The 16214-nt window shown below is 71.6% G+C and carries 16 protein-coding genes and 3 pseudogenes; 12 read left to right on the plus strand and 7 right to left on the minus strand.

The genetic code is table 11. The features are described from left to right. Window positions 1-297: 297 nt before the first annotated feature. A complete protein-coding gene (locus OG618_RS35395; RefSeq protein ID WP_329491728.1) occupies window positions 298-717 on the plus strand; it encodes a hypothetical protein in 420 nt (139 codons plus the stop codon). On the opposite strand, the pseudogene OG618_RS38100 reads toward OG618_RS35395, so the two are convergent. From OG618_RS38100 to OG618_RS35405, 3 genes and pseudogenes are all read right to left on the minus strand, one after another. Beyond that, a pseudogene (locus tag OG618_RS38100) lies at window positions 678-805 on the minus strand (DUF2267 domain-containing protein); the annotation flags it as partial. The gene OG618_RS35395 and the pseudogene OG618_RS38100 sit on opposite strands and share 40 nt — an antisense overlap. Before the next feature lie 76 nt (window positions 806-881). Beyond that, window positions 882-1175: an STAS domain-containing protein gene (locus tag OG618_RS35400; RefSeq protein ID WP_329491729.1), complete on the minus strand. Its 294-nt coding sequence runs from the start codon at window positions 1173-1175 to the stop codon at window positions 882-884. 125 nt (window positions 1176-1300) lie between these two features. Next, window positions 1301-1735: an Hsp20/alpha crystallin family protein gene (locus OG618_RS35405; RefSeq protein ID WP_329491730.1), complete on the minus strand. Its 435-nt coding sequence runs from the start codon at window positions 1733-1735 to the stop codon at window positions 1301-1303. Window positions 1736-1844: 109 nt separating this feature from the next. On the opposite strand from OG618_RS35405, the gene OG618_RS35410 reads away from it, so the two are divergent. The 3 genes from OG618_RS35410 to OG618_RS35420 all read left to right on the plus strand — a co-directional run bounded on the left by OG618_RS35410 (window position 1845) and on the right by OG618_RS35420 (window position 4139). Further along, a complete protein-coding gene (locus tag OG618_RS35410) occupies window positions 1845-2534 on the plus strand; it encodes a type III effector protein (RefSeq protein WP_329491731.1) in 690 nt (229 codons plus the stop codon). Continuing rightward, entirely contained in the window at window positions 2509-2754 is a 246-nt protein-coding gene (locus OG618_RS35415; RefSeq protein WP_329491732.1) for a hypothetical protein, read from the plus strand. The genes OG618_RS35410 and OG618_RS35415 overlap by 26 nt, the downstream gene beginning before the upstream one ends. 113 nt (window positions 2755-2867) lie before the next feature. Further along, the gene (locus tag OG618_RS35420) at window positions 2868-4139 is read left to right on the plus strand and encodes an IS256 family transposase (protein ID WP_329491733.1); all 1272 of its coding nucleotides are present in this window, start codon (window positions 2868-2870) and stop codon (window positions 4137-4139) included. A 128-nt stretch (window positions 4140-4267) separates the two neighbouring features. Here the strand turns inward: OG618_RS35420 and OG618_RS35425 are convergent, their stop codons facing one another. After that, on the minus strand, window positions 4268-4522 hold the full coding sequence (locus tag OG618_RS35425; protein WP_329491734.1) for a hypothetical protein: 255 nt from the start codon (window positions 4520-4522) through the stop codon (window positions 4268-4270). Between the two features lie 478 nt (window positions 4523-5000). Further along, window positions 5001-5561: a hemerythrin domain-containing protein gene (locus tag OG618_RS35430; protein ID WP_329491735.1), complete on the minus strand. Its 561-nt coding sequence runs from the start codon at window positions 5559-5561 to the stop codon at window positions 5001-5003. A gap of 300 nt (window positions 5562-5861) precedes the next feature. On the opposite strand from OG618_RS35430, the gene OG618_RS35435 reads away from it, so the two are divergent. From OG618_RS35435 to OG618_RS35465, 7 genes and pseudogenes are all read left to right on the plus strand, one after another. After that, window positions 5862-6185: a plasmid stabilization protein gene (locus OG618_RS35435; protein WP_329491736.1), complete on the plus strand. Its 324-nt coding sequence runs from the start codon at window positions 5862-5864 to the stop codon at window positions 6183-6185. A gap of 280 nt (window positions 6186-6465) precedes the next feature. Further along, a pseudogene (locus OG618_RS35440) lies at window positions 6466-7497 on the plus strand (molybdopterin oxidoreductase family protein); the annotation flags it as partial. A 335-nt stretch (window positions 7498-7832) separates the two neighbouring features. Continuing rightward, window positions 7833-10109: a catalase gene (locus OG618_RS35445; RefSeq protein WP_329491738.1), complete on the plus strand. Its 2277-nt coding sequence runs from the start codon at window positions 7833-7835 to the stop codon at window positions 10107-10109. Window positions 10110-10322: 213 nt separating this feature from the next. After that, window positions 10323-10502 (plus strand): hypothetical protein, encoded by a 180-nt coding sequence (locus OG618_RS35450; RefSeq protein ID WP_329491739.1) that lies wholly within the window; start codon window positions 10323-10325, stop codon window positions 10500-10502. Between the two features lie 170 nt (window positions 10503-10672). Further along, the gene (locus tag OG618_RS35455) at window positions 10673-11602 is read left to right on the plus strand and encodes an ABC transporter substrate-binding protein (RefSeq protein ID WP_329491740.1); all 930 of its coding nucleotides are present in this window, start codon (window positions 10673-10675) and stop codon (window positions 11600-11602) included. A 70-nt stretch (window positions 11603-11672) separates the two neighbouring features. Continuing rightward, window positions 11673-12155, plus strand: a pseudogene (locus OG618_RS35460) (LysR substrate-binding domain-containing protein); the annotation flags it as partial. Between the two features lie 74 nt (window positions 12156-12229). Then, window positions 12230-12409, plus strand: coding sequence for a hypothetical protein (locus OG618_RS35465; protein WP_329492416.1), 180 nt, complete (start codon window positions 12230-12232; stop codon window positions 12407-12409). 1496 nt (window positions 12410-13905) lie between these two features. Here the strand turns inward: OG618_RS35465 and OG618_RS35475 are convergent. Continuing rightward, on the minus strand, window positions 13906-14880 hold the full coding sequence (locus OG618_RS35475; protein ID WP_329491741.1) for a polysaccharide lyase: 975 nt from the start codon (window positions 14878-14880) through the stop codon (window positions 13906-13908). 691 nt (window positions 14881-15571) lie between these two features. On the opposite strand from OG618_RS35475, the gene OG618_RS35480 reads away from it, so the two are divergent. Beyond that, window positions 15572-15799: a hypothetical protein gene (locus OG618_RS35480; protein WP_329491742.1), complete on the plus strand. Its 228-nt coding sequence runs from the start codon at window positions 15572-15574 to the stop codon at window positions 15797-15799. 229 nt (window positions 15800-16028) lie between these two features. On the opposite strand, the gene OG618_RS35485 is transcribed toward OG618_RS35480, so the two are convergent. Beyond that, window positions 16029-16184, minus strand: a complete 156-nt coding sequence (locus OG618_RS35485) for a DUF6131 family protein (protein WP_329491743.1) — start codon at window positions 16182-16184, stop codon at window positions 16029-16031. Between the last annotated feature and the right edge of the window lie 30 nt (window positions 16185-16214).

Here is a 16214-nt window from a genome sequence, read left to right on the forward strand (position 1 = left end):
GATCGTCGATCCGACGGGCGTGACCTGCTCAGGGGGAGGAGGCGGCCACGGACGCCCCTTCGCGCCATGCGGTGATCCTGCCGGGCGTGCCCGGCAGGATCACCGCTACGGCCCGCCGGAGGTCGTCGTCGTCCGCGCCACCGGCCCGGTTACCGCCGACGGGGTGCCGGTGCACACGGACACGGCCGACGCTCGCAGCACCGGACGGACCAGGCCGGCACCGCTGCCCGCCCGCCCAGCCCGGCCCCGCTGACACCGCCGACCGGCGCGCTGGGCCCAGCCGATAGACTGCCCGTCATGAGCATGGTCACGGCGGTCGAGAGCGTCATCCACGAGGCGGAACTCCAGCTCACCGACGGGACGTGGGAACTCACCGCGACCGACTCCGCTCTGGCCCGCGAGACCGCCGCAGCCCTCGATGCCGCGATCGGCCCCGCCGACACCCACCAGGCGCTGTCGAGGATCGAGCGGCTCGCCGCACTGCGCGAAGCTCTCGCGGCCCTGGCAGTGACCATCGCCCGCACTCATGGCCACCTCGCCTGGTTCCTCGCCGACGCCAGCAGCCACCTCGCACCGGTCCTTCACTGGCGCGCCCTGGACGCCCCCGGCAACCGCACCTTCGGCGCCGTCCTCCCCACCGGCGACGAACTCGCCGACGCCGAGGCCGCCACCCGCCTCCTCGCCGCCATGCTCAGCCGCGGCAGCCGTACGACCTGACCGGCCAGGTGGGCGCCGAGCAGGGTCAGGACGATCCGGGCGGCCCGCTCGGCCTCCTGGGGATGTCGTAGTCACCGCGTTCCCGGATCCCGCCAGGAACGCCAGGAACGCCTCCTAGGGAAGAGTCACCGCGATTCTCCTCCACCCCAAAAGCCGGTGCGCGGTCAGGGAAGCACGGCCAGGCGCCGGTGCAGACCGGTGAGCTTCAGCAGGCGGATGACGCAGCGCCCGGCTCCGCGCACGATCAGGCGCCTGCCGTTGCGGTCGGCCTGGTTGCAAGCCTGGACGAGGGCACCCAGGCCCGCGCAGTCCATGAACGTCACCTCGGACAGGTCGAGGACCACCTCCCGGTGCGACTCGAGCGCGGTGGCCAGGGCATGGCGCAGGGCCGGGGCGGTGTCGAGGTCGATCTCGCCGTTCGCCCGCACGATGAAGGGTTCGCTGCTCTGGCTGTTCATGGCGTTTCCGCGTCGCTGCGGGCGGGCCGGTCCGGGCGGGGCCGGCCCGCGGGCGGGGGTGTTCCGGCCGCCCCTTCGATCGAGGGGGGAGAGATCGGGGGCGGCCGGAACGGCATCGGGGCGGGTCAGGCCTGGATCTGCGTGCGGCTTCCGCTGTGGCTGATCGCAACCTTGCGGGGCTTGACCCTCTCGGCGACCGGGATCTTCAGGGTCAGCACGCCGGCGTCGTAGTCGGCGGTGATCCCGGCGGGGTCGAGGGTGTCGGACAGCATGACCTGGCGGGAGAACACCCCGAGCGGGCGCTCGGACAGCTCCCACTTCACGCCCTCGCTCTCTCGGCGGGGGCGACGCTCGGCCTTGACGGTCACCATGTTCCGTTCGACGTCGATGTCGATGGCTTCCGGGTCCACCCCGGGCAGGTCGAAGCAGATCACGTACTCGTCCCCGGCCCGGTAGGCGTCCAACGGCATCGATGCCGGCCGCGACCAGGTACCCGTGTTGCCCAGGAACTGCTGGGTCAGCCGGTCCAGCTCGCGAAACGGATCAGTGCGCAGCAGCATCGCGAAACACCTCCACTGATCGAACGGGTGCCAGTGCGCTTCGTCTGAGACCGTTGTAGCGCGTCATCCATCCGATGACAAGTCACCGCGTCGCCTATAGAGTGACCTCATGAACGATAAGCCCCGCAGACCCGCCCCCGACGGCCCCCGGCCGGTCGAACCCGCCTCGTTCCTGGCGGCCGCGGCGGCGCTGGCCGCCATCGACGACGCCGTCCGCACCGCCCGCGACCCCGGTACGCAGCCCCCGGGCGCCCTTGACGCGCAGCACGGCCCCGAGCCCGCTCTGGCCGCACTCGTCCTGCTGCGGGAGCTGCGTACCGAGCTCGCCGGCTGGGAGGCCGGGCTGGTGCGGACCGCCCGGGAGGCCGGTGCCACCTGGGCCGACCTCGCCCACCCCATGGGCGTCGCCAGCCGCCAGGCGGCCGAGAACCGCTACCTGCGCCTCAAGCCCGCCGCGGGCCGCACGACGCGGGCCGGTACCGGCGCGGAACGCGTCAAGGCCGTCCGTGACCGCCGAGCCGCCGACCGCACCGTCACCGCCTGGGCCCGCGACAACGCCGCCGAGCTGCGGGTCCTCGCCGCCCAGATCACCACGACCGCACTCGCCCCCGGCGCTCGCCCCGCCCAGGCCGCCCTGACCGCCGCCCTCGGCGCCACCGACCCCGCCGACCTCATCGAGCCCCTCGCCGCCGTCCGCCCCCACCTCGGCGCCGGCCAGGACGACCTCGCCACCCGCCTCGACGCCCTCACCCACCACACCACCCAGCTCCGCGATGACAGCGACCAACGCCGCGCCTGATCCCGTCACCGCCGAGGAGCGCTGGCAGGAGCTCCTGGACCGGATTCACGACCTCGAAGCACGAGTGGCCGCCACCACGGTCGCCGTCACCACCGCCCTCGACTCCCACCTGGCCCGGCTCGACACCCTGCGCCACCAGCTCGCCCGACCCGACTGGTCACTGCCCGCCCCCGATGCAGGCGGCCCCCGAGCCACGCCGGCGGACCACCAGCACGCCTGACCCGGCCGGCCAGCAGGCCTGACGGGGCGTGTCAGAAAGTTCGTGTAAGTCCGTGATCTGGGAGGCTGGCCGGGGCCCGGCTGAGGGCTCTGGCCGGCCGGAACGGACAGGACATGGGCGAGAAGGAAGGGCCGGTCGTCGAGCCGGTCGATGAGCGGTTGGTGGACGAGGTCGTCGAGCGGTTGATGGACCGCGCGGACGCCTCAGGGGCGGCTCTGCTGGGCGAGGGCGGGCTGCTGACCCAGGTCACCCGGGTGGTGCTGGAGCGGGCCCTGGACGCGGAGATGACCGAGCACCTGGGCTACGAGAAGCACGATCCGGCGGGCCGGGGCTCGGGCAACAGCCGCAACGGGACCTCGTCGAAGACCGTGCTGACCGATGTCGGGGCGGTGACGGTCGCGGTGCCCAGGGATCGCAACGGTGACTTCGAGCCGCGGCTGATCCCGAAGAACGCGCGGCGCCTGGCGGGATTCAACGAGCGGATCCTGTCGCTGTACGCACGCGGCATGTCGGTGCGCGACATCCGCTCCCACCTCGCACAGATCTACGGTGTCGAGGTCAGCGCCGACCTGATCAGCAAGGTCACCGACGCCGTCACCGACGAGCTGGCCGCCTGGCAGAACCGGCCGCTGGACGCGGTGTGGCCGATCATCTACATCGACGCCCTGTGGGTGAAGATCCGCTCAGGATCGGTGAGTTCGAAGCCGGTCTACCTCGCGGTCGGGGTGGACATGGACGGCCGCAAGGACGTGCTGGGCCTGTGGGTCGGCGCTGAGGGCGAGGGCGCCACCACCTGGATGGCGGTGCTGTCCGAACTGCGCAACCGCGGCGTCGAGGACGTGTGCATCGTCTGCTGCGACGGGTTGAAAGGCCTGCCGGAGGCGGTGACCGCCACCTGGCCCCGCGCGACCGTGCAGACGTGCGTGATCCACCTGATCCGGGCCTCGCTGCGGCTGTCCTCCGGCAAGGACCGCTCCACGCTGGTGCCGGCCCTGCGGGCGATCTACAGTGCGCCGACCGAGCAGGCCGCCGAACTGGCTCTGGACGAGCTGGCCGCCTCCGAGCTGGGCGAACGCTACCCGGCCGTGGTCCGCACCTGGCGGGCGGCCTGGAGCGAGTTCACGCCCTACCTCGCGTTCCCGCCCGCGATAAGGACGGTCGTCTACTCGACGAACATGGTCGAGTCGATCAACTCCCGCTTGCGCAAGGCCACCCGCAACCGTGGCCACTTCCCCTCCGAACAGGCCGCGTTGAAGGTGCTCTACCTCGCGGTGCGGGAGCAGATCGCCCCCAGGGCACACGACATCAACCACGTCGCCGCACACTGGAAGGAGGCGCTGAACCAGTTCTCACTATTCTTCGAGGACCGGCTCAGCATCCGATAACCACAAAGGACTTACACAAGATCGCTTACACGCCCCGGCGCGCCCCGGCGGTGGTCAGCGCCAGTGGCCTCCAGCGGTCTACCAGCTCCAGGTGGCCCCGATGTCGGACGCTCGGCCGGCCGGCGGCATCACGCCGTCGGGGCGCCCTCGACGTTCAGCCGCTCCCCGAGCCGGCTCCGGTGCAGGGCGGCGACGGGCTCCAGGAGGTCGGGGTGGCGCAGCAGGACGGCCGCCTCGGTGTCGCGGATGCCGGGCTCGGTGAGGCGTCGCAGGGCTCCCGCCCCGGTGTGGTGCTCGGTCGTGGCGAGGCTCTGGTGGGCGTGCGAGGCGAGGGCGGGGTCGGCGAGGAAGCAGGCGGCCCAGCTGACCACGGTCTCGTCCACCCAGGTCCGCCACGCGGCGTCGTCCGGACGGGGGTCGTGGCCGGCGAGCCGGTCGAGCCGGTCGGCGCCGCCGGGGCCGACAGGTCCAGGAGCTGGACGTCCATCGGGGTGGGGTAGCACAGGGCGGCTGCCAGGGCGGTCGCCTGCCGGGCCTGGCTCTCGGCGAGCGCGCGGCTGAAGGCGCCGGCCGGGGGAGGGTAGGCGTTCAGGAGCCAGCGGGTGCAGGAGGCTATGACGGGTGACAGGTCGGGCACGGGGATCGGTCCCTCGGGGAGGTGCTCGCCTGGTCCGGTGCCGGTGGTGCGAGCCATCCGGTGCGGAGCCGCGCTGCCCCGCTCGTGGCCGCCCAGTGTAGGCCGCTTCCTTGAGGGGGCGGCGTGACGGGCATCACGCCGGCCCGATCCCGGCGTCGGGGCGGTGCGGGCCGTGCGACGGCCCCGCCCCGACGCCAGGACCGTCGGCCGGTCGCGGGGGTGGATCAGGACTTGCCGCGGCCGGTGACGAAGTCGCGGGCCCGGTCGACCAGGCCGACACCGGGAGCGAGCAGCTTGCTGGCCGCGGGGCTGTCGGGTGCGGCGGGGTGGGGGCGGGTCGGCGCCATGGACTTGGCCCGGCGGATCTTGTCACCGAGGTCGTTCAGCTGCTCCGGCGTACACGCTTGGCGCAGCATGGGGAAGAGGTTGTGCTCCTCGTCCTGGACGTGTGCCGCGACCTCGTCCATGAGCCGCCGGAGCAGGGGGCTCATCTGCGGGTCGTCCGTCTTCGTGTTCTCCAGCTTCTTGAGGAGTTCCTCGACCCGGCCGTGGTCGGCGATCTCCTTGTCCGCGAGCCGGTCGCCGCCCTGGACGTGCTCGCGCACCGCCGGGTAGAGGTACTGCTCCTCGGCGACGGAGTGCCGCACCAGCTCGATGGTGACCTCGTCGACCACGTCCCGCAGCTGCTGGCCGCCGCCCGTCATCGCCTGGATCCGGGCGAACATCTCCTCCACCTCCCGGTGGTCGGCCATCAGTTCGTCGATCACGTTTCCGCCGTGTCCCATGAAACGCCTGCCTCTCGTTCGTTCCGTCCGAGCCGGGCTGGTCCCGGCCACCGGGCAGTCGTTCCCCGGCGGGCGCGTGCGGTGGGCGACGGCGACGCCACCTCACCCGAACGGAGGCCGACCGCAGCCAGGTCCCCGGTCCCGGCCCGCGAGGCCGGAGACGGGCCCCGGCACGTGGCCGGGCCCGGCGCGGGGGCAGTGCGGCACGGCGCACCGCCGGGACGGGCACGGGCGGGCCCGCGAGTCGGCCCTTACGTTCGGGGTAGACGCCGCTGCGGAGCACCGTCAGAAGGAGGAGTCATGCCTGCCGGATCGAGCAAGAAGCGTGAACGCCAGTACGAGCACATCAAGGACAGTGCCCTGGACCGCGGGGAGAGCAAGAAGCGGGCCGAGGAGATCGCGGCCCGGACCGTGAACAAGGAACGGGCCCGGCACGGCGAGTCGAAGACGGCCAGCCGCTCCTCCACCCACGACACCTCCTCCTCCCGGCGCGGCGGCCAGCGTTCGCACTCCGGCTCCCAGGGGCCGACGAAGGAACAGCTGTACAACGAGGCCAAGCAGCGCAACATCCACGGCCGCTCGACGATGACCAAGAAGGAACTCGCCAGCGCTCTAGGCCACTGACCGACCGCCGCCCGCGCCCCCTGAGGGCCCCCGGCGCCACCGCGCAGAAGTTGCCTCCCGACCGCCGGGGTCGGTGATGGAAGGAGCACGACCGCGGACCGGACCGCCGATCCCTGGGGGCCCCGCACCCCGTACGCCCCCGGCACGCCGTGGCCCGCCCGGGTCGACCTCCACCTGGGCCCCGGGCTCAGCGAGGCCGACGTGCAGCGCTGGGTGCCTTCCGCGTCGCTTCTGCACTCCAACGGCGACGCCATGGACATCGCGGTCCGTGACGGGAGGATCGTCGGTGTCCGCGGCGGTGTCCCTGCCCGACCTCGCCAGGATCCGCCGGATCCTCGCCCGGCCCGACCTGTTCGTCGTCGTGCAGGACATCTTCCCCACCGAGACCGGCGAGTTCGCCGACGTGGTCCTGCCGGCCGCGACCTGGGGCGAGAAGACCGGCACCTTCACCAACGCCGACCGCACCGTCCACCTCTCGGAGAAGGCCGTCGACCCACCGGGCCTCGCCAGGTCCGACCTCGACATCTTCCTCGGCTTCGCCCACCGAATGGACCTGCGCACCCGCACCGGCCGTCCACTGATCACCTGGCAGGACGCCCCGTCGGCGTTCGCCGCATGGCAGCAGTGCAGCAAGGGCCGCCCCTGCGACTACACCGGGCTCAGCTACCAACTGCTGCGCGAACACGGCGGCACCCAGTGGCCCGCGACACCCGCTCTCCCCTTCGGCACGCCGAGGCTCTACGCCGAGGGCCGCTTCTGGGCCCATCCGGAGACCTGTGAGACCTACGGCCGCGACCTCGACACCGGCGAGCCCGCGACCGAGGCCGAGTACCAGGCCCTGAACCCGCACGGCAAAGCACTCCTCCGGGCTGCCGACTACGAGCCGCCCCCGGGACCGCCCGACGACGCCTACCCGCTGTGGCTGACCACCGGCCGCACCATCTACCACTTCCACACCCGCACCAAGACCGGCCATGTTCCCGAACTCCAGCGCGCCGCACCCGAGGTATGGGTCGATTGCTCCCGGGCCGACGCCTGCCGACACGGCCTCACCGACGGGGACAGGGCCGTCCTGACCACCGCCCGTGGCTCCGTCACCGCCCGGGTCCGGATCACCGGGATCCGCGAGGGGCTGCTCTTCCTGCCGTTCCACTACGGCTACTGGGACCACGGCCCCGACCACGCCGACAGTCCGCCGCGCCGCGACCGCGCCGCGAACGAGCTCATCGCCACCCGCCTCGACCCCTCGTCGAAGCAGCCGGTCTTCAAGACGGCCACCGCCCGCCTTGCCCGCTCCGAACACCACCGCTGACCCTGCACCCCGAACGCCCCCGGGCTCCGGGAAGTCAGGGTGACGGGCGCCTACCGGAAGGCCGAGAGCCCGGCGCATCTCCAGGACGAGGTCGACGGGAGGAAACGAGCGCCGGCCGCACAGCCCGCTACCGCCCGGGAGACCGCTGACCGGCGTGAGGAGGAGCGACAGGGGAGGCGGCGGGGTGGCCGTTCCTCGGGGGAGCGGGTGTGTCGTGCCGGGCGGGTCGCCGCCGATCGGGATAGTCGTTCGTACAGCACTCGTGGGCGTGGCGCCGGTCCGGCGATCGTGCCCGCGGGTGCCGGACCTGACCCGACCCGATGCCGGAGGACATGATGGACGACAAGCCGGGGCCCGTGAAGAGGATCGTCGACGCCGTAGCCGAGGCCGTGCGCGAGGACGGCCGGCCGCCGGGCGGTGTGCCCGGAGCGCCGGGCAGCACACCGCCTCAGCTGGCGGAGCCGCTCGAACCGAGGGCTCCGCTGCCCGCGAAGCGGGACCAGCAGGGACCCCTGCCGGTGTCGCCCACCGGCCGCGACACCGGCCTGCCGGCAGGCGCCCTGTCGCAGAACGGCGGGTACCTGACGACCGCGCAGGGGGTGCGACTGCCGGACGGCGACCATTCGCTGAAGGCCGGGCCGCGCGGCCCGGTGCTGCTGCAGGACCATCACCTGCGCGAGAAGATCATGCACTTCGACCACGAGCGGATCCCCGAGCGGGTGGTGCACGCCCGCGGCGCCGCAGCCCACGGCACCTTCCGGGGCTACGGGACAGCGGCCGCGGTCACCAGGGCCGCGTTCCTGGCGGAAGGCGTGGAGACGCCGGTGTTCGTACGGTTCTCCACCGTGCTGGGCTCGCGCGGGTCGGCGGACACCGTGCGCGACACCCGCGGCTTCGCGACCAAGTTCTACACCGGCCAGGGCGTCTTCGACCTGGTCGGCAACAACATCCCCGTCTTCTTCATCCAGGACGCCATCAAGTTCCCGGACGTGGTGCACGCCGCCAAGCCGCACCCGGACCGGGAGATCCCGCAGGCACAGAGCGCCCACGACACGTTCTGGGACTTCGTCTCGCTGCACACCGAGGCCACCCACCACACCATCTGGAACATGTCCGACCGCGGCATCCCGCGCTCCTACCGGACGATGGAGGGCTTCGGAGTCCACACCTTCCGCCTCGTCAACGCCGAGGGCGCCAGCACCCTGGTGAAGTTCCACTGGAAGCCCATGGCCGGCGTGCACTCCCTGGTCTGGGAGGAGGCCCAGCTGATCGGCGGCATGGACCCGGACTTCCACCGCCGCGACCTCGCCGACGCCATCGAGTCCGGCAACCACCCGCAGTGGGAGCTCGGCATCCAGACCTTCCCCGACACCCCCGAGCAGACGTTCGCCGGCATCGACCTGCTCGACCCCACCAAGATCGTCCCGGAGGAACTCGCCCCGGTGCAGGCGATCGGGCTGCTCACCCTCAACGCGAACCCGACGAACTTCTTCGCCGAGACCGAGCAGGTCGCCTTCCACCCCGGGCACCTGGTGCCCGGCATCGACCTCACCGACGATGCGCTGCTCGCCGGCCGCCTCTTCTCCTACCTCGACACGCAGATCACCCGCCTCGGCGGACCGAACTTCGCGCAGATCCCGGTCAACCGCACCCACGCCCCGGTCAACGACATGCTGCGCGACGGCTTCCACCAGGACGCGGTGCACAGCGGCGTCGCACCGTACAAGCCGAACTCGCTCGACGGCGGCTGCCCGTTCTTCGCCGGCGCGGGCGAGCACGCGTTCGTCGAGTACCCGACCCCGATCGCCGCCGCGGCCAAGGTGCGTGAGGCGCCCGCGTCGTTCGCCGACCACTTCAGCCAGCCCCGGCTGTTCTGGCTCAGCCTGAGCCCGGTGGAGCGCGAGCACGTGATCGCGGCCTACACCTTCGAACTGTCGAAGGTGTACGAGCAGGCGATCAAGGAACGGGTCCTGACCGTCCTGGCACGGATCGACGAGCAGCTCTGCCGGGAGGTGGCCGCCGGCCTCGGCCTGCCCGTGCCGCCGACCGCCGGTACGGCCCACGACGAGATCGCCCCCAGCCCGGCCCTGTCCCAGCTGGGGCGGCGCTGGCCGGCGACCGGCCGCGTGCTCGGGATCGTCACCGGCTCCGGCAGTGACCCCGGCGTGGTGCGGCGGCTCAGGGACGACACGATCGCCGCGGGACTGCTGCCGCTGGTCATCGCCCCGACCGGAGCGCCACTGGCCGACGACCTCCCCGTGCAGCGGACCTTCGGCGCCGCCCGGTCCGTCGAGTTCGACGCGCTCCTGATCGCGGACGCACCCCCGCCCGGCGCCGACGACCGCGGGGCACGTGACGCCAAGTCCGGCGCCGTGGCGGGCGGGCAGCCGGCGATCGACTCCCGCATCGTCCTGCTGGTCAACGAGGCCTACCGGCACGCCAAGCCGATCGCCGGCCTCGCGGACGCGCGCGCCCTGTGGGCGGCGGCGGGCATCGACCCGCAGGCGCCGGGCGTGTTCAGCGAGACCGACGCCGGGCAGGCGGTCTCGGCCCTGGCGGAGCAACTCGAAACGCACCGGGTCTGGGAACGCTTCCCGGCCTCCGCCCACTGAGCCAGCCCCGCACGTGGCCCCCGGCCGCGGTCGGCCGGAGCGATCACTCCGGCCGACCGCGGCCTGTGGACTTCGGGGGCGCCGTTCCCGCGCCCCGCCACGAGGAGCGACCGCGTCCGTTCCGCGAACAGGGAGGCGGACGAGCGCCGAAGAGGTTGGCACCGGTGCGTCCCCCGAAACTCGACGTGATCTTCTGGCGAGAGGAGCGAGGACATGACGGATCCGACGACGGGGGCGGCCGGGCCGGCAACCGTGAAGGCCGGGATCTTCGACCTGCGCCTGATCCTCGCGCTGCTGTTCGGCGTCTACGGCACCGTCACCAGCTTCCCGGGCCTCGCCGTACGGCCCTGGGCCGGGAAACTCCGGCGCGGGCCTGCCCCTGGGCGAGGTTAGTGGCTTAGTGGCTGGGCCTGGAGGGACCGCAAGGTGGAACTCCGGGACACGGTTCAACCCGATAGCAGATCGTGACACACCTGCCGCCCATCACATCAGGGCCGGATGCGAGGATTCCGTTCCTTCACGGATGCCGGTCGCACCACCTCACCCCACAGAGGAGCGCCACCTTGCGCCATCTCTCCTGCCTGCCTCCCTGCCGCCGGGCCCTGCCGGCCGCGGCCCTCACCACCGCCTCGGCCCTGCTGCTCACCGCCTGCGGCGGCTCGGACGCCCCGAAGAGCGCTGCAGACGCGATCAAGGCAGCCGTCCCCAAGGCGCAGCGCGCCGCCGGGGTGCTGCGGGTCGGCTCCGACCTGAACTACGCGCCGGTGGATTTCCGCGGCGCGGACGGCGACCCGGACGGCCTGGACCCGGATCTGGCCAACGCGCTGGGGAAGGTCCTCGGTCTGCGGATCGAGATCGTTGACACGACGTTCGACAAGCTGATACCGGGCCTCAACAGCGGGCAGTTCGACGTGGCGATGTCGGCGATCAGCGACACGGCCCAGCGCCGTGACGCGCTCGGCGAGGACGGCAGGCCCACCGGTCAGCCGGGCGTGGACTTCGTGGACTACTTCATCGCCGGAACCGCGATCATCGTGCAGAAGGGCAACCCGAAGGGGATCCGGACGCTGGACGACATCTGCGGTCGCACGGTCGCGGTGCAGCGTGGCAGCACCCAGGACGAGATCATCGGCCGTCAGGTCGCCGCCTGTGGACGGCAGGGCAAGCCGCTTGAGGTACACCGCTTCGACAATGACAGCCAGGCCCTCGCCGAGGTGGCGGCCGGCAGGGCGGTGGCCGATTTCAACGACTTCCCTGTGGCGGCGTACGCGGCCAGGACCACCGACGGCGGGAACCGCTTCGAGGTGACGGGCGCGCAGTCGCAGTCCAGCCCGTACGGGATCGCGGTGAACAAGAGCGCCACGGCCCTGCGCGACGCCGTGGCGAAGGGGCTGGACCAGCTGATCCGCAGCGGAGAGTACGACAAGATCCTCGCGAAGTGGAACGTGAGCGCGGGGGCCGCCCAGGCGGCGGCGATCAACGGCGGGCTGTGACCCGGGGGCATTGTCAGGTTGAGCATCAGACAACACGTGCCGTGGGCCGACGTGACGCAGGCGGATCCCGATGACCAGGGCCTCGTCGTATGCGCGAGCGGCGTTGGCGGCTGCGGACGCGGTGCGGCACGCGGTGGACGAGCACGCCGGACTGCTGCGCGGCCGGGTCACGCTCGGACTGGTCCCCGGCGCCACCGAGCACGCCTTCGGCGTCGCCTCGTTCCTCGCGGCCTTCCACGACGCCCATCCTGGCCTGGAGATCGCGCTGACCGAGGACACCTCGGAGCGGATGCAGACCGCGCTTCTGGCGGGTGAGATCGACATCGCTCTCCTCGGCCCTCCTGGCGAAGAACCTCCGCCCGGCCTGTCCTACCGGACGGTCATCGACGCTCCGCTCGGCGTCGCCGTCGCAGCCGGCGATCCGCTCCTCGCCGACGCCGACCGTACCGATGTCCCCCTGACGGATCTACGGGACCGTCCGCTGATCTGCCTGCCGCAGGGCACCGGAGCCCGGGCAGCACTCGAACGCGCTTGCGCGCAGGCCGGGTTCGGGCCCCGGATCGCCTTCGAGGCGGCGGCCCCCCACGTGCTCGCCCAGCTCGCCGTCCGGGGCTGGGTGTCGCCGTCATGCCCATCGACGAGGAGACGCCGGGCATGGCCGCCCCCCTGCGCACCCTGCCGATCGTCCGGTCCCGGATCCGTGCCCGTATCGTCCTCGCCTGGCCGGCAGCCGGGCCCGCAAGCCCGGCGGCCCGGGCGCTCCTCGACCGGCTGCACGACGCCCTGCCGAAGGCACCCGCGCCGTAGGGCAGGACGTCTCTTCCGGATCCTGCCTGCCTCGTACGTCCGGCAGAATCCGAATGAGACGACCTTCCCCGACACGCCGGAGGGGCGCTCCGAGAGGACGGTATGTCCATTCTGGATGACCTGGTGGCGCCCGTTCGTGGTAACGGAGTCGTTTGAACTGACTCCAGTGTCGTGTGGGTGAGGAGCTCGGGGTGTGGAACGGATGCCGTACTCGACGGACTTGTCCGACGGGCAGTGGGCTTTGACCGAGCCGCTGGTCACCGCCTGGAAGTAGGGGCGGGTGCCGCGGTCGGCGGCCGGGGACCCGGGCTCCTGCGACCTGCGCGAGGTGCTGAACGCGCTGCTGTACCAGAAACGGACGGCCCGTCAGCGGCGGCTTCTGCCGCATCACCTACCGAACCGCCCGGGTTCGGTAGAGATCTCAGGGTGTAGTTGTGACCTGGGGTTTTGCGGCTGTGAGGTAGTAGGCGGTCTCGAATTCGGCAGGTGGGACGTGGCCTATCCCACCGTGGAGGCGCCGGTGGCAGTACCAGTCGGCCCACCCGGCTGTGGCGAGCTCGACCTGGGAGAGGGTCTTCCAGGGCCCGTGGCACGGCGGCGCGCGTCCAGGAGCGCGGTCGGGCATCGGCTTGTGCACAGTTGGAGCAGCCGACCACAGCCCGGTCCCGAGGCTTCGTCGGACCGTGACCGTGCAAGCCGTCCATCTGGCGATGGGTCGCCCGTTGCAAGCACACGGGCGCCGCACGCCGCAAACCCTGCGCACGCGGCAAGTACCTTCCTGCCGTCGACACCGCCGGCACGAGTGAGCTCTGGACGGCCCTCGCCGTCGTAGCTGCTCAGAAAGGCACCTCCGCTCTTCCGATCACGATCGGGGCGCGACCTCGGACGAACCGATCCGGTCAGGGCGCCTTCCGGTGAGCCCGGCGGGTGACGGCCCTCGCGCGACTGCGGAAGCAGAGGAGGAGAAGTCCGATGGCGAGCAGGGCGCTACCGGTGGCAAGAATGAGCGGTGTGCGGCTGGGCGCGCCGGTCTCGGCCAGGGGGCGGCCGTTGTTGTCCGTGTCCGTGTCCGTATCCGGCAGGATGTCCTCCACGGGTCCGGACGTGGATCCGGGCGCCGCCTGCCCGGTCGCGGTGGCCGGGGCGGAGGCCTTCGCTGAGGCCGACTCATGCGCCGTCTCCAAGGCGGAGGGCCGAGCTGACGGGGATGATGTCGCGGGCCTCGGGGATGTTGCGGAGGTCGACACCGCAGGGGCCGGCACTACAGAGGTCGGCGCGGCCGTTGGGCCTCCGGGGGCGGTGGAGGCAGGCGTGATGGAGATATCGACGTAGTAGATGACCACGGACGGAGTCCCGGCGTTCACGTATCCCTTCGAAGTCTTCCAGTTCGGTCGGTACACCGCCGCCCCACCTGCGGGTGCACCTGACCCGGTTGCCACACGCGAGTTCTACCAGCCGCACCCGGCATGCCGCGCAACTTCAACTTCAAACAGTTCCTAGGGGCGGTTGGGTGCGACGTCCTGGTAGGTCGCGGGTCCCTGGACGATGCGTACCGCGTCGTCGTAGACAGTGATGGGTCCGGTGGTGAGGGTGTCCTGGGCGTACTGGGTGGCGTTCTTCGTCTTCCACCCGGGGCGGTAGATACCGATCTTGAAGTAGGGGCCCTGCTTGTTGTTGTACTCCGTCGGCCCGGTGTAGTTGACCGCCTGCTGGTCGTCCTGCCACAGCTGGATCAGCCCGTTGCCGGTCGGTGACCAGGTGGCATGCGGCACGAAATCGCACCAGGCGCCCGTCCGGATCGCCCCGAGTGTGTATGCATGTGTGCCGGATCCGGGCCCGGTCGCGGTGGCGCCCTGGCTGTTCCAATGGAGCTCGAGTATCCAGTGGTCGCCCTTGACACTCACCGCGACGGGCGGATTGTTCTTGACGTCGTCGTCCTGGTTCTTGGCGTCCTCACCAATCTGTGCGTGCCATTGGGCAAGGATGGTGCTCTGCTGGTCAACCTGCCAGGTCTGCGGCAAGTAGATGCTGAAGCCGTACCAGTTCTCGGAGCCCATCGGCACGGGCGGGCGGGCGACCTCGGAGCGGAAGCTGCCTAGCGCGTGCGGCACTGTGGCCTGCAGTGCGTGTTGGCCGTCCCGCACCGGTGAGGTGGCCTGCCGCAGCGCACTGCCGGGCCTCTGGGACAGCTGCGACAGGGGCTGCTGGCGGTCCCCGTCGGAGAGGTCGTTGACGCCGACCTTCCAACCGTTGTCGGCGACCTGCTCGAACCCGTCGTAGAACACGCCCGCCGCCGGGGCCGAGGCGGCCGACGAAGAGCCTTCGGGAGCGGGTGACGCGACGGGGGGCCCTGCGGGCGTCGCGGCTTCATGATCACGGTGTCCCTTGCCCTGGCACGCCGAGACGGTCGGCCCCACCCCCAACGCCAGCGCCAGCGCCGCCGAACAGACCCGATTCCTCGCCAAGCCCATCGCCCGGCCCCTCCCTCTCTCGGAACACCCAGTGACATCCCTGCCTCGCATGCCCACCGTCACCCCGATCGGACGGCGACGGCAGCTTGAGGCCTAGCCAACCCCAACCGAGCACCGGTCGAACACGGATGACCGACGGTCGCCACTGAGCCGGTTGCCAGTGAAGAAGCGCCGTACCGCTTCCCCGTCCTGCGTCGTTATCAATGTGTTATCGATGATCTTCGAGGGGCCCATCGGTTGCGAGGCGGGAGCCGGTGGCCTTCAGCCCCCATGCGTACCTGACCGTGAACCGCCCCGGACGTGGAAGACGCAGCCGGAGTGGAATCCCATCAGTACCGTCATGCTCGCGCTGCGCGATCTGTGGGACAACGCGCCGGCTGGCCGGGGCCGGCCCGTGGCGCTGGGATGCCCATGAGCATCCCGCGCCGGTAAGGACACCGCGGGCATGGAGACGCTCTCCTGCCGGCCGGACGGGCCGGACTCCTCCTGGTACCCGCAGAACCTGTCGCGGTGGGTGTGCCGGGCCTGCGACACCGCGCTGCGCACGGGCTGACCAGCGCTGGCCGTTGCTCACCGGTCCAGTCCAACCCGGCCGGCGGTCCGCAAGCGCGTTCCCAGCCTTGAGCAGGACACCCTGGAGTCCTACGAGGAGCACCACGTCGCCGACCTCCTGTGCGCCGAGCTCGACGCGATGACGCCCGACGACGAGCGGTTCGACGCGAAAACCACCGTGCTCATCGAGACCGTCGGTCACCACGTCCAGGAGGAGGAGACCGACTGGTTCCCCAAGGTGCGCGACGCCCTGGGCCGCAAGGAACTCCAGGAGATCGGGGCCCGAATGCGGGACGTCCGCGCGACGGCACCCCACCGGCCCGAGCACCCGGGCTCGCTCAGGGCCGCCGACGCGCTCCTGGGGTGACGCACAGGCGGGCCGCCCCGCTCTGCTGCCCGTCATATTCGCCGTTGGCGGCGACCGCCCACGGTGGGTGGCTGCCGACGGTGGGACGGGGGGCGCTGCCGCACTCCGAACCGCTGCCCTGCCACGCCGGTCCGGAGAGATCGGAACTGAGCGCCCGGGCGGCACGGTCGGAACCCGCTGGGCGGACTCGCGACCGTGCCGCCGGGTCCGGGACGGCCTTGGGTGCGTCTCAGTAGTAGTGGCGGCGGCCGCCGACCTGGTGGCCGACGGCGCCCATGATCCAGAGGATCAGGAGGATGACGACCAGGGCGATACCGATGGTCCACAGGATGGAAATGCTGGTGAGGAATCCGATGACGAGGAGGATGACTCCCAGGATGATCACGATGACCTCCGTTGTGCGTTCCCACCTGCC

Origin of the sequence: Kitasatospora sp. NBC_01246 (assembly GCF_036226505.1) — a bacterium.
Classification (GTDB): Bacteria; Actinomycetota; Actinomycetes; order Streptomycetales; family Streptomycetaceae; genus Kitasatospora.